Here is a 13166-nt window from a genome sequence, read left to right as displayed (position 1 = left end):
ACTAACGCGCCCACCGCTAAGGAGACAGCATGCAACGTCAACAGGCCCCGTTCCGCGCAGACATCGTCGGCAGTTTTTTGCGTCCGGACAGTATCAAACAGGCGCGTCAGCAGCTGGCGGAGGGGCTGATCGACGCCGGTCAGCTGCGCGAAATTGAGAATAACGCTATCCGTCATCTGGTCCAGCAGCAGTGCGACTGCGGCCTGCACGTGGTCACCGACGGCGAGTTTCGTCGCGCATGGTGGCATTTCGATTTCTTCGACGGCCTGCAGGGCGTTGAGCGTTACGATGCCGAGCAGGGGATCCAGTTCAACGGCGTGCAGACCAAAGCCCACGGCGTGCGCGTTACCGGCAAGCTGGCGTTCGGCGACCACCCGATGCTGGAGGATTTCCGCTATCTGAAAAGCATCAGCGGCGACGCGCAGCCGAAGATGACCATTCCCAGCCCGAGCGTACTGCACTTCCGCGGCGGTCGGAAAGATATTGATGCCACCGTTTACCCGGATCTCAGCGACTACTTCGACGACCTGGCCACCACCTGGCGCGACGCGATCCGCGCCTTTTATGACGCCGGCTGTCGCTATCTGCAGCTGGACGATACCGTCTGGGCCTATCTGTGCTCCGATGCCCAGCGTCAGCAGGTACGCGAGCGCGGCGACGATCCGGATGCGCTGGCGCGCATTTATGCCCGGGTGCTGAACCAGGCGCTGGAAGGCAAACCGGCCGATCTGACGGTGGGCCTCCACGTCTGCCGGGGTAATTTCCGCTCAACCTGGATCTCGGAGGGCGGTTACGAGCCGGTGGCCGAGGTGCTGTTTGGCGGCGTCAATGTCGATGCCTTCTTCCTCGAATATGACAACGACCGCTCCGGGGATTTCGCGCCGCTGCGCTTTATTCGTCCCGGCCATCAGCAGGTGGTCCTCGGGTTGATCACCACCAAAAACGGCGAGCTGGAGAACCCGCAGGGGGTCAAAGCGCGTCTCGCCGAGGCGGCGCAGTATGTTCCGCTTGAGCAGATCTGCCTGAGTCCGCAGTGCGGTTTCGCCTCCACGGAAGAGGGTAACGCCCTCAGCGAAGACCAGCAGTGGCAAAAAGTTCGTCTGGTGACCGCCATCGCCGCCGACGTTTGGTAATGCCTTTCTTAGCGCAGCGTTGCACCGTGATGAGGCAACGCTGCCATCTCCTTCGCCTCCGCCCTCCGCCTGCGCCGCATCCCGCTGTTCTCACAACCTGGCACCGTTTTTGCCTTATCACCTCTGGTTAGCTGTTAATTCTTTATTTTTGCGCTACTCAGGAGTGAATCATGCAACGAAGAACGTTATTAAAAGCTTTTGCACTCTCCGCCTCTGTAATGGCTATGGGTCTCTCATTCCAGGCCTATGCCGCCGACACCATTAAAGTCGGGATTATGCATTCGCTCTCCGGGACGATGGCGATTTCCGAAACGCCGCTGAAGGACGTCGCCCTGATGGCCATCGACGACATCAACGCCAAAGGCGGGGTGCTGGGCAAGAAGCTGGAGCCGGTAGTGGTCGACCCGGCCTCCAACTGGCCGCTGTTCGCCGAGAAGGCGCGCCAGCTGCTGGCCCAGGACAAGGTGGCGGTGGTGTTCGGCTGCTGGACCTCGGTCTCGCGTAAATCGGTGCTACCGGTGTTTGAGGAGCTGAACGGCCTGCTGTTCTACCCGGTACAGTACGAAGGGGAAGAGATGTCCCCCAACGTCTTCTATACCGGCGCGGCGCCTAACCAGCAGGCCATCCCGGCGGTGGAATACCTGCTGAGCGAGGACGGCGGCGGCGCCAAACGCTTCTTCCTGCTGGGAACCGACTACGTCTATCCGCGCACCACCAACAAGATCCTTCGCGCCTTCCTGCATGCCAAAGGGATCCAGGACAAAGATATCGAAGAAGTCTACACCCCGTTCGGCTATAGCGATTACCAGACCATCGTCGCCAATATCAAAAAATTCTCCGCCGGCGGCAAAACGGCGGTGGTCTCCACCATCAACGGCGATTCCAACGTGCCTTTCTACAAAGAGCTGGCTAACCAGGGTCTGAAAGCGACCGACGTGCCGGTGGTGGCCTTCTCGGTGGGAGAAGAGGAGCTGCGCGGTATCGATACCAAACCGCTGGTCGGCAACCTCGCGGCATGGAACTACTTTGAGTCGGTCGATAACCCGACCAATAAAGCCTTTGTCGCCGACTATCGCGCTTACGCCAAAGCGCACAAGCTGCCGAATGCCGATACGGTGGTGACCAACGACCCGATGGAGGCGACCTGGGTGGGTCTGCATATGTGGGCGCAGGCGGTGACCAAAGCCGGCACCACCGACGTGGACAAAGTGCGCGACGCCATGGCCGGGCAAACCTTTAAAGCGCCGTCCGGTTTTACCCTGACGATGGATGCCACCAACCACCATCTGCACAAGCCGGTGATGATCGGTGAAATCGAAGGCAACGGCCAGTTCAATGTGGTCTGGCAGACCGATGAGCCCGTCCGCGCGCAGCCGTGGAGCCCGTGGATCCCCGGTAATGATAAGAAACCTGACCATCCGGTGAAAACCGTCAGCCAGTAAGCGCCAGGGCCGACGGGGCGGGAGCGTCGCGCCCGTCGGCCGCTGACCAGAGGAGAACGACATGAACGCATTGCGTCTCATGAGTGTGTTGGCGCTGCTGCTGAGCTTGCTGCCATGGCGGGCGCAGGCCGCGGAGGCGGATGATTTCGTCGCCGCCAGCCGCAGCCAGCAGGCGCAGCTGTTGACCCAGTGGGCGGCAGCGCCGCAGGCGGATCGCCTGCCGTTGCTGCGGGCGTTAACCAGCGAAAGCCTGGTGATGGACGACGGAAAACATGCCTTCCGCGTCCGACAGGGCGGCTTACAACCGCTGGGCGCCGCCGCCGCGCCGCAGGGCGACACCCGGCCGGTCCGTCTGACCAACCGCCTGCGCAATCTGGCTGCCGGCGCGCTGGCCAGCCATCTTATTTTAAGTGACAACGTCACAGATCGAGCGTCCGCGGCGCGCACCCTACAGCGGGAAGCGACCCCGGCCATGGCCGCTCTGCTGCAGCAGCGGCTGAAGGCGGAGAGCGATGATAATGTGCGGGGCCTGCTGGAGGTGGCGCTGGCGCGCCTGCAGTTGACTCAGCCTGAGGCCAGCGCGCGGCTGTCCGCCGTGACGCTGCTCGGCCATTCCGCGGACCCGGAAACCCAGGCGCTGCTGATCCCCTTTACCGATGCCCAGCATGAGCCGGATGCGGCGGTGCGCGAGGCGGCCAGCGACAGCCTGCAAAAGATCAAACATCGTCTGCTGCTCGGCGATCTGCTGGGCCAGGCCTTTATGGGGCTGTCTTTGGGCTCGGTGCTGCTGCTGGCCGCGCTGGGGCTGGCGATCACCTACGGCCTGCTGGGGGTGATTAACATGGCCAATGGCGAGATGCTGATGATCGGCGCCTACAGCTGCTGGCTGGTACAGCAGGTCCTGGCGCAGCTCGCGCCGCAGTGGCTGGCCTTTTATCCGCTGGTCGCGCTGCCGGTGGCCTTCCTGGTCACCGCCGGGATCGGCATGGCGCTCGAGCGCACCATTATTCGTCATCTGTATGGTCGGCCGCTGGAGACGCTGCTCGCCACCTGGGGGATCAGCCTGATGCTTATTCAGCTGGTGCGGATGCTGTTCGGCGCGCAGAACGTGGAGGTGGCGAACCCCGCCTGGCTCTCCGGCGGCGTGCAGGTCCTGCCGAACCTGATCCTGCCGTGGAACCGGCTGGCGGTGCTGGCGTTCGTCCTGCTGGTGCTGTGCTTTACCTGGCTCATCCTGAACCGCACCCGCCTCGGAATGAACGTCCGCGCCGTGACGCAGAACCGGGCGATGGCCGCCTGCTGCGGCGTGCCTACCGGGCGGGTGGATATGCTGGCCTTTGGTCTCGGATCCGGTATTGCCGGGCTGGGCGGCGTGGCGCTGTCGCAGCTTGGCAACGTCGGCCCGGAGCTGGGTCAGGGCTATATCATCGACTCGTTCCTGGTGGTGGTCCTGGGCGGCGTCGGCCAGCTGGCCGGCAGCGTGGCGGCAGCCTTTGGGCTGGGCATTTTCAACAAAATTCTTGAACCTCAGATGGGCGCGGTGCTGGGCAAGATCCTGATCCTGGTGATGATTATTCTGTTTATTCAGAAACGCCCGCAGGGCCTGTTCGCGCTGAAAGGGAGGGTGATTGACTGATGAGCCAACCCATTACCTTAACGCTGGCGCAGCGCGCGCCGCGGCCTCTGCGCTGGCTGGGGATCCTGTTAGTGCTGGGGCTGCTGAGCATGCCATTCCTGGCGCTGCTGCCGGCCTCCCATCCGCTGGCGGTGCCGAGCTGGCTGCTGACCCTGAGCGGTAAAATCCTCTGCTACGCCATCGTGGCGGTGGCGCTGGATCTGGTCTGGGGCTACGCGGGTATGCTATCCCTTGGCCACGGGATTTTCTTTGCCCTCGGCGGGTACGCCATGGGCATGTACCTGATGCGCCAGGCGGCGGGGGACGGTCTGCCGGCGTTCATGTCTTTTCTCTCCTGGAACGAGCTGCCCTGGTTCTGGTGGGGCACGCAGCATTTCGCCTGGGCGATGGCGCTGGTGGTGCTGGTTCCCGGCCTGCTGGCGCTGGTTTTCGGCTGGTTCGCCTTCCGCTCGAAGATCAAAGGGGTCTATTTCTCGATCATGACCCAGGCCTTGACCTATGCCGGTATGCTGCTGTTCTTTCGCAACGAGACCGGGTTTGGCGGTAACAACGGCTTCACCGGATTTACCACGCTGCTGGGCTTTCCGGTCACCGCCACCGGCACCCGGGCGGCGCTGTTTATGGCCACGGTTCTGCTGCTGTTGCTGACCCTGTGGCTGGGCTCGGCGCTGGCGCAGAGTAAGTTTGGCCGCATCCTCACCGCGGTGCGGGATGCCGAGAACCGCCTGATGTTCTGCGGGTACGACCCGCGCGGCTTCAAGCTGCTGGTGTGGACGCTGTCGGCGGTGCTCTGCGGCCTGGCGGGGGCGTTATACGTCCCGCAGGTGGGGATCATCAACCCCAGCGAAATGTCGCCGACCAACTCCATCGAGGCCGCCATCTGGGTGGCGCTCGGCGGGCGCGGCACCCTGATCGGCCCGGTGCTTGGCGCCGGGCTGGTCAATGGCGCGAAAAGCATTTTCACCGTGGCGATGCCGGAGTACTGGCAGCTGTTTCTTGGCCTCATGTTCATCATCGTGACCCTGTTTTTACCCCGCGGGGTGATGGGGCTGCTGCGTCGAGGAGACCGCTAATGCAACCGGATGAAGGACTGTTTACCCGCCAGCTGCCCGGAGATCGCTTCCGTGCGCAAACCGACCCGGTACTGCAGCTGGAGAACATTAACGTCAGCTTTGACGGTTTCCGGGCGCTGACGGATCTGTCGCTGTCGATAGGCGTCGGCGAGCTGCGCTGCGTGATCGGCCCCAACGGCGCGGGCAAGACCACCCTGATGGACGTGATCACCGGTAAAACCCGGCCGCAGAGCGGCAAAGCGATCTATGACCAGTCGGTGGATCTGACTACTCTCGACCCGGTGGCCATCGCCCGCCAGGGTATCGGGCGCAAGTTTCAAAAGCCGACGGTCTTCGAAGCGCTGACGGTGGCGGAAAATCTCGCCCTGGCGATGAAGGGGGATAAATCGGTGTGGGCCAGCCTGCGCGCCCGGCTGAGCAGCGAACAGGACGATCGGCTGAATGAGGTGCTGCGCCTGCTGCGCCTCGACGGCGAACGCTACCGCCAGGCGGGTCTGCTGTCCCATGGCCAGAAACAGTTTCTTGAGATCGGCATGCTGCTGGTGCAGGAGCCGCATCTGCTGCTGCTTGATGAGCCAGCGGCCGGCATGACCGATGCGGAAACCGAATATACCGCGGAGCTGTTTCGCACGCTGGCCGGACAGCACTCCCTGATGGTAGTGGAGCACGACATGGGGTTTGTCGAGACCATCGCCGACCGGGTGACGGTCCTGCATCAGGGCCAGGTGCTGGCGGAGGGGTCGCTGCGGGAGGTGCAGGCCAATGAGCAGGTCATTGAAGTTTATCTGGGACGTTAAGGAGCGCCAATGTTACAGGTGAGTCAGTTACATCAGTACTACGGCGGGAGCCACATCTTGCGCGGGGTGGATTTTACCGCCCGTCAGGGCGAGGTCACCTGCCTGCTGGGGCGCAACGGCGTCGGTAAGACCACCCTGCTGAAATGTCTGATGGGGCTTATTCCGGCGCGCAGCGGCGAGGTGCGCTGGCAGGATCAGAACATCACCCACCGTAAACCGCACCAGCGGGTGCAGGCCGGGGTGGCCTACGTCCCCCAGGGACGCGAGATTTTTCCTCGCCTGACGGTGGAAGAAAACCTGCTGATGGGGCTGTCGCGCTTTCCCGCCCGCGAGGCGCAGCAGGTGCCGGAGGAGATTTACCAGCTTTTCCCGGTGCTCAAGACCATGAAGCAGCGGCGGGGCGGTGACTTATCCGGCGGTCAGCAGCAGCAGCTGGCGATCGGCCGCGCGCTGGCCAGCCGTCCGCAGCTGCTGATCCTCGATGAGCCCACCGAGGGGATCCAGCCCTCGGTCATCAAAGAGATTGGCGAGGTGATCCGTCAACTGGCGAGCCGCGGGGATATGGCCATTCTGCTGGTGGAGCAATTCTATGACTTTGCCGCCGGGCTGGCGGACCACTACCTGGTGATGTCGCGCGGCGCCATCGTCCAGCAGGGAAAGGGCGGAGATATGGAAACCGACGGCGTGCGCGCCATGGTGACTATCTGATCGGGCCGGCGGCGCGCGCCGCCGGTTTCCATGCTATTTACGCAGCAGCCGCTGCAGGCGCGCCTGGCGCCAGTTTTTGATCCATTCGCCAAAGACGAACAGACGTAATCCTCTCACCACCAGCAGAGCGCCCCAGATCAGGGCGACCCAGCCGGACCAGTAGTCCTGCGGGTTCGTGTACCGGTTGAGCACCGCCAGCAGCATGCAGACCACCAGCGCCACCGACAGCGAACGAAAAAAGCGGCTCTCCTGCTGCACCCGCGCTTTCGCTTCCTCTATACGCAGATCCAGCGAAGCTTGCGGACCCGGCGCGCCCTCCCGCGAGGCTTCGCCGCCGATCTCGGCCACCGTCACCTCAAAGACCGCGGCGAGGGCGCTGAGGGTCTCCAGCCCCGGGCGTTCGCCATTCTCAATGCGCTGGATCGTGCGGACGCTGAGCCCCGCCATTTCGGCCAGCTGTTCCTGGGACCAGGCGCGCTGCAGCCGTAATTGTTTGACCTGATTGATGCTGTTCATATTCATATGCTCCATGACGTTCTGCGGATGTAAACCTGTGATGGAGTATGGAAAAGCGGGCCGCCAGCCACCACGACAGCGACCCGACAACGGCCCGACAGTAACCTGACAGCCGCATGTCAGCTGGCGTCAGGCCCTGGCCAGCGGAGAATCCGGCTGCCAGGGACGGGCATTGATCCCCCGGAAAATCATCAGCCAGGCGGCGACAATAGCCACGATAAGAATGACAAACAGCGACCAGTGCGGCAGATGGGTGAGGATCAACCCGGTGAACATCGGGTTGAAGGCCGCGCCCAGCCATCCCAGCGACTGAGCGGAGAAGTAGCTGGCCTTCATTCCCGGCGGGGCGATATGGTCAATCAGCATATACTCGCCGGGGGCATAAATCACCTCGCCAAGGGTGAAGATCGCCGCCGAGATCCCCCACGCCCACAGGCTGGCGCCGGAGAACATAAAGCCCACGAGGCCGATCACAAAGCAGACGGTACCGAAGGTCATCAGCGGGCGGATATTTCTCGCGCTCAGCCGCCGGCCAACGGCGTACTGCAGGGCGACGACCACCGCGGCGTTAACCGGCAGCACCACGGCCACGACTTTCTCGGCGAAGTCGCTGCTGGCGACCACCAGCACGTACTGCGAGATACAGGAGGCGAAGGCGCCGCCGACGAAGGAGGCCAGCAGCCCGGAACAGGTAAACCACAGCAGCGCGCGGTCGCGCAGCAGCACCGAAGGCGTCCAGGCGGCAGCTCCCGGCTGGGCGGCGGCGGCCCCATCCCGCTGGAGAAACAGCTGAATAAACACCAGCGGGAAGGCGGCGCAGGCCGCCGCCAGCCAGAAGGGCAGATTAATGCTGTGCATCACCAGCAGCGTGCCGATAGGCGGCCCGACGGTCCAGCCGATGTTGAGGATGGTGTAGTTCAGCGAGAAGATGCGCGCTTTTTTCTCCGCCGTCAGCCGGTCGGCGAACCAGGCTTTCAGTACGGTGGAAAAGACCGAATAGGCGCAGTTGATCAGCGCAAAGAAGATCACCACCAGGGTCGCGTTATGGACCAGCGGTATCGCGCTGAAACCGAGGATAAATACCAGCACTGACCACACCATATAGCGCTTTTTGTCGAACTTGTCCGCGAGGATGCCAAAGCCCATGCTGAACAGCACGCCGACCACCAGGGCCAGCGACAGGGCGTAGCCGATCACATCCACCTCCAGCTGATAGCGTCGGGTGAGGTAGATGGTCATAAACGGCAGTGTGGCCCCGCGGCCGATAGTCAACAGTAACGACGATGCCAGCAGCGCGATGGTGGAGCGCCGGAGTGTGGTGATCATGATTTCCTTGCCTGTCATGTTGTTATAATTTTATGTCTTCGATCACAAATAACACGGTCATCACGCCTTGTACAGGTCGCCCCGGTCGCGATCGGCACTTCTGAACCTGCCAAAAATAATGATCTATCCTGGCGGCCGCTTTTTCGCTACTTTGATTTTGTTCACAAAAATTCTAATAACGACAGAGGCAGGGGTATGACGAGGAAAGATGGACTGCTGGCGCTGCTGGTAGTGGTGGTGTGGGGGCTTAACTTCGTGGTGATTAAGCTGGGATTGCACAATATGCCGCCGCTGATGCTGGCGGGCCTGCGCTTTATGCTGGTGGCCTTCCCGGCGCTGCTGTTTGTCGCCCGGCCAGCCATTCCGCTGCGCCTGCTGTTGGGCTATGGCCTGACCATTAGCTTTGGCCAGTTTGCCTTTCTGTTCTGCGCTATCGGCCTGGGCATGCCGGCGGGGCTGGCGTCGCTGGTTCTGCAGGCGCAAGCCTTCTTTACCATCATCCTCGGCGCCTTCGTCTTTGGCGAACGCCTGCAGGGCAAGCAGCTGGCGGGGATCGCTCTGGCGATCTTCGGCGTGCTGGTGCTGGTGGAGGGGAGCCTCGGAGGGGAACATGTCCCGCTGGTGGGCTTTATGCTGACCCTGGCGGCGGCGCTCAGCTGGGCCTGCGGCAATATTTTCAACAAAAAAATCATGTCCCAGGCGACCCGGCCGCCGATCATGTCGCTGGTGGTGTGGAGCGCATTGATCCCGGTGCTGCCGTTTATGCTCGCCTCGTGGCTGATCGATGGCCCGCAGTTGATGCTGGCGAGTCTGCGCCAGATCGATGTGCTGACGGTTCTCTCGCTGCTTTACCTGGCGTTTATCGCCACTATTGTCGGCTACGGTATCTGGGGCTCGCTGCTGGGGCGGTATGAAACCTGGCGGGTGGCGCCGCTGTCGCTGCTGGTGCCGGTGGTGGGGATGGCCAGCGCCGCGCTGCTGCTGGGAGAGACGCTGAGCGGACTGCAGCTCGCCGGGGCGGCGCTGATCATGGCCGGGCTCTATATCAACGTTTTCGGTCTGCGTCTGGTGCGGCCGGGCATGGCGCGCGGGTAAAAAAAAGCCCCGGAGACGGGGCTATACACAAGTATGCGTGTAATGGCATCACAGGTCGTGCTGCTGGTAGTACGGCACGCCAAGTTCGTCAGATTTATCATTGCCGGCCGCCATATGATTGAAATCAAACGGCGAGTCGTTATGTTCCGAAGGGAGAATCATTGTGTCACGCTGGTTTTGCCGCACCGGCGTGGTGGTTTGCTCCGCATAGCTGAAGCTGGATGCCAGCGACAGAACGACGATGGCTGCGGCAGCGAATAGTTTCATGATTTCCTCAATACGTCTTTAATAATGCAGGCGATTAACAACAGTTATTTAGCGGATGCAGATAGCGGGATTCGCCAGGTACATTCGTTATGCGATATTTGTGGGGCGGAACATCGAAATAGTTTTTAAACGTTCGCGTCAGGGTCTGCTGCGATTCGAAACCGTAGCGTTCCGCCAGGTACAGGATTGGTTCATTGCTCTGCTTGAGCTTTTGCGCAATCTCCGTCAGCTTACGGCTGCGGATGTACTGGCCGAGGGAATGGCCGGTCTCTTTCTTAAACATACGTTGCAGGTGCCACTTGGAGTAACCTGAGCGCTCAGACACTTTTTCCAGCGACAGGGGCGATTCCAGGTTATCCTCGATCCACGACAAAATACTATGGATAGTGATGGCGTCATTATTACGTCTGGACATCATCTTACCTCTTCTTATTTTTACGGCAGGACCTTCTTGAGGAGTTGCTCAAGCATGGCGACTTCGTCCGCCGACAGATTTTTTGTTAACTCCTGGTGTAACTTCTGACCCACAACCTGATGACACTGCTCGCAAAGGGCTGCGCCGTCTGGCGTCAACTGTACCAGCACGCCACGCTTGTCAGCGGGGTTGGGTAACCGTTCAATCCAGCCTTTACACGCCAGGCGGTCGAGCATACGCGTCATCGCGCCCGGGTCGACGGAAAGCACGGTTTTCAGCTCAACGGGGGTAATACATACCTCGCAACGAATGGAACAGAGCACCCGGAACTGGGTCGCGGTAATATCCATGGGTGAGAGGTAGTCGTTGAGCAGGCGATCTTTTTTCTGGTTAACCATCTGGATCAAGCGGCCCAGCGGGATCATCTCGTTGAACAGGTCGCTGGTACTTTTCATGATGGTTGCCCAGGCAATGATTTAGTTGCGAGTGATACTATTGCCCAGGCAATCATAAGTCAACATTATGAATTGGCCGATGCCACGATTTGCTAAAACAAGAAAATTCGACACGGGTCACTGTTTGTGAATTTTCTAACGCTTGTTAATTTTTGGCGAAGGTGATTTATCAGCAGGCTGGCGTTGGAATTGTTGAAGACGGTATACTCACGGCGTGAAACCATCCTTAAAAAATGAATATTTACGGGACTTTTTTTAACTATGTTTGATTTGTTTAAAGCGATAGGGCTCGGCCTGGCGGTGCTGTTACCGCTGGCGAATCCGCTGACTACCGTGGCGCTGTTCCTTGGCCTGGCGGGCAATATGAACAACGCCGAGCGGAACAAACAGGCGTTGATGGCTTCGGTGTATGTCTTCGCCATCCTGATGGTGTCGTGGTATGCCGGCCAGGTGGTGATGAATACATTCGGCATATCAATACCTGGGCTGCGTATCGCCGGGGGGTTGATTGTGGCCTTTATCGGTTTCCGCATGCTGTTCCCCCAGCAAAAAGCCCACGATTCGATGGAAGCGAAGATCAAATCGGAAGAGCTACAGGATGAGCCAACCGCCAATATCGCCTTTGTGCCGCTGGCCATGCCAAGCACCGCCGGTCCGGGCACCATCGCGATGATCATCAGTTCCGCCTCAACCGTGAAGCACGGCGTGGACTTCCCGGAGTGGGTGGTGCTGGCGGCGCCGCCGATTATCTTTGCCCTGTTGGCGATCATTCTCTGGGGTTGCCTGCGCAGTTCGGGGGCGATTATGCGTCTGGTAGGCAAAGGCGGCATTGAGGCCATTTCGCGGCTGATGGGCTTCCTGCTGGTCTGCATGGGCGTGCAGTTCATTATTAACGGCGTGCTGGAGATCATTTCGACCTGGCATCCCTGACCGCGGTGATGCGCAGAGAGACAAAAGCCCGCCGGAGCGATACCGACGGGCTTTTTTTTGCGGCTCAATCAAGAGTGGTGCGGCTGGTGCTCTTCCAGCGATACCGGCCAGCGACGGAAGATCAGCAGGGCCCAGATCAGGCCTGCCAGCGCCGGGATGGCGCCGATGTAGCCGATGGAGGCCATAGAGAGGTGCAGACTCACCTGGCTGCCCACCAGCGCGCCGGCGCCAATGCCGATGTTAAAAATGCCCGAGAACAGCGACATGGCGACGTCGGTAGCGTCCGGGGCGGAGGCCAGCACTTTCACCTGCATGCCGAGACCGATAATCATGATCGCCACCCCCCAGAAGATGCTGAGCAGCATCAGGTGGTGCGGGTTATGCGAGGCCGGCAAAAGCAGCAGCAGACAGGCCAGCAGCAGGCCGATGGCGAGGCTTATCAGCCCCGAAGCGTGCTGGTTACCGAGCTTGCCGAACAGAATGCTGCCGATAATCCCGGCCCCGCCGAGGATCAGCAGCAGTACGGTGGCAAAATTGCCGCTCAGACCCGCCACCGTCTGGACGAAGGGTTCGATATAGCTGTAGGCGGTATAATGGGCGGTCACCACCACCACGGTCAGAATGTACACGCTGACCAACGCCGGGCGACGGAACAGCACCGGCAGGCTTTTCAGCGAGCCTGAGTGTTCGCTCGGCAGCGTCGGCAGCAGTTTCACCAGGCAGGCCAGAGTGGCTAAGGCGCCGAGGCCGATCGCCAGGAAGGTCATCCGCCAGCCAAAATACTGGCCGATGATGCGGCCGATCGGAATGCCAAACACCATCGCCAGCGCGGTACCGGTGGCGATCAGGCTCAGCGCCTGCGCCCGTTTGCCCGGAGGCGCCATGCGGATGGCCAGCGCCGACGTTATCGACCAGAACACCGCATGGGCGAAGGCGATGCCGATGCGGCTGATGACCAGCACGTCAAAATTCCATGCAAAGAACGACAGCACATGGCTGGCGATAAACAGAATAAACAGGCCGATGAGCAACCGCCGACGCTCCACTTTGCTGGTCAGCAGCATAAACGGCAGCGACATTAACGCCACCACCCATGCGTAGATGGTCAGCATCATGCCCACCTGGGCGGTTTCCATGCCGAAGCTGTCGGCAATATCCGACAGCAGACCGACCGGGGCAAATTCTGTGGTGTTAAAAATAAACGCGGCGATGGCCAACGTCACGACACGTAGCCACGCTACCTTGCGTGAGACCGTATTCGTAGTCATAAGCTCTGGACTGGTGATTCAGGGGAAGATGTGACGCTGATCTTAAAACGTTTGCTGGCGAAAAGACAATCATTTTGTGATCTGCATCTCATTTCACTGCAAACG

At 60.8% G+C, this 13166-nt stretch carries 14 protein-coding genes; 8 read left to right on the top strand and 6 right to left on the bottom strand.

All coding sequences use genetic code 11. The features are described 5' to 3' along the window. Positions 1-29 precede the first annotated feature (29 nt). The 6 genes from ABLX76_RS20455 to urtE all read left to right on the top strand — a co-directional run bounded on the left by ABLX76_RS20455 (position 30) and on the right by urtE (position 6789). The gene (locus tag ABLX76_RS20455; RefSeq protein WP_004205982.1) at positions 30-1133 is read left to right on the top strand and encodes a cobalamin-independent methionine synthase II family protein; all 1104 of its coding nucleotides are present in this window, start codon (positions 30-32) and stop codon (positions 1131-1133) included. A 170-nt stretch (positions 1134-1303) separates the two neighbouring features. Then, on the top strand, positions 1304-2575 hold the full coding sequence (gene urtA, locus ABLX76_RS20450; protein WP_004205981.1) for an urea ABC transporter substrate-binding protein: 1272 nt from the start codon (positions 1304-1306) through the stop codon (positions 2573-2575). A 61-nt stretch (positions 2576-2636) separates the two neighbouring features. Continuing rightward, on the top strand, positions 2637-4211 hold the full coding sequence (gene urtB, locus ABLX76_RS20445; protein ID WP_348875182.1) for an urea ABC transporter permease subunit UrtB: 1575 nt from the start codon (positions 2637-2639) through the stop codon (positions 4209-4211). Further along, on the top strand, positions 4211-5284 hold the full coding sequence (gene urtC, locus ABLX76_RS20440; protein WP_044522890.1) for an urea ABC transporter permease subunit UrtC: 1074 nt from the start codon (positions 4211-4213) through the stop codon (positions 5282-5284). The genes urtB and urtC overlap by 1 nt, the downstream gene beginning before the upstream one ends. Then, positions 5284-6081 (top strand): urea ABC transporter ATP-binding protein UrtD, encoded by a 798-nt coding sequence (urtD, locus tag ABLX76_RS20435; RefSeq protein ID WP_101977513.1) that lies wholly within the window; start codon positions 5284-5286, stop codon positions 6079-6081. Before urtC ends, urtD begins: the two co-directional genes overlap by 1 nt. Positions 6082-6090: 9 nt before the next feature. Next, positions 6091-6789 carry an urea ABC transporter ATP-binding subunit UrtE gene (urtE, locus tag ABLX76_RS20430; RefSeq protein WP_348875179.1) on the top strand — a complete coding sequence of 233 codons (699 nt, stop codon included), beginning with the start codon at positions 6091-6093 and terminating at the stop codon, positions 6787-6789. Between the two features lie 33 nt (positions 6790-6822). On the opposite strand, the gene ABLX76_RS20425 is transcribed toward urtE, so the two are convergent. Together ABLX76_RS20425 and ydeE are read right to left on the bottom strand one after the other, a co-directional pair. Next, complete coding sequence (locus tag ABLX76_RS20425; RefSeq protein ID WP_348875177.1) at positions 6823-7305, bottom strand: helix-turn-helix domain-containing protein; 483 nt, start codon at positions 7303-7305, stop codon at positions 6823-6825. 129 nt (positions 7306-7434) lie between these two features. Next, positions 7435-8631 (bottom strand): efflux MFS transporter YdeE, encoded by a 1197-nt coding sequence (gene ydeE, locus ABLX76_RS20420; RefSeq protein WP_032452770.1) that lies wholly within the window; start codon positions 8629-8631, stop codon positions 7435-7437. A gap of 195 nt (positions 8632-8826) precedes the next feature. Between ydeE and eamA the strand changes: the two genes are divergently transcribed. Then, positions 8827-9726 (top strand): O-acetylserine/cysteine exporter, encoded by a 900-nt coding sequence (gene eamA, locus ABLX76_RS20415; RefSeq protein ID WP_023289620.1) that lies wholly within the window; start codon positions 8827-8829, stop codon positions 9724-9726. Between the two features lie 48 nt (positions 9727-9774). On the opposite strand, the gene marB is transcribed toward eamA, so the two are convergent. From marB to marR, 3 genes are read right to left on the bottom strand one after another with little or no spacing between them, the layout of a single operon-like run. Next, on the bottom strand, positions 9775-9993 hold the full coding sequence (gene marB, locus ABLX76_RS20410; protein WP_044522908.1) for a multiple antibiotic resistance protein MarB: 219 nt from the start codon (positions 9991-9993) through the stop codon (positions 9775-9777). 34 nt (positions 9994-10027) lie between these two features. Next, positions 10028-10408, bottom strand: a complete 381-nt coding sequence (marA, locus tag ABLX76_RS20405; protein WP_004205971.1) for an MDR efflux pump AcrAB transcriptional activator MarA — start codon at positions 10406-10408, stop codon at positions 10028-10030. Positions 10409-10428: 20 nt separating this feature from the next. Continuing rightward, positions 10429-10863, bottom strand: coding sequence for a multiple antibiotic resistance transcriptional regulator MarR (gene marR, locus ABLX76_RS20400; RefSeq protein ID WP_004143563.1), 435 nt, complete (start codon positions 10861-10863; stop codon positions 10429-10431). A 261-nt stretch (positions 10864-11124) separates the two neighbouring features. On the opposite strand from marR, the gene ABLX76_RS20395 reads away from it, so the two are divergent. After that, a complete protein-coding gene (locus tag ABLX76_RS20395) occupies positions 11125-11793 on the top strand; it encodes a MarC family NAAT transporter (RefSeq protein WP_004205969.1) in 669 nt (222 codons plus the stop codon). Between the two features lie 68 nt (positions 11794-11861). On the opposite strand, the gene ABLX76_RS20390 is transcribed toward ABLX76_RS20395, so the two are convergent. Continuing rightward, entirely contained in the window at positions 11862-13061 is a 1200-nt protein-coding gene (locus ABLX76_RS20390) for a sugar transporter (RefSeq protein ID WP_032452773.1), read from the bottom strand. Between the last annotated feature and the right edge of the window lie 105 nt (positions 13062-13166).

It is taken from the genome of Klebsiella sp. JB_Kp004 (assembly GCF_040065795.1).
Lineage (GTDB): Bacteria > Pseudomonadota > Gammaproteobacteria > Enterobacterales > Enterobacteriaceae > Klebsiella > Klebsiella quasipneumoniae.
This window is presented reverse-complemented; position numbering and strand designations above follow the sequence as displayed.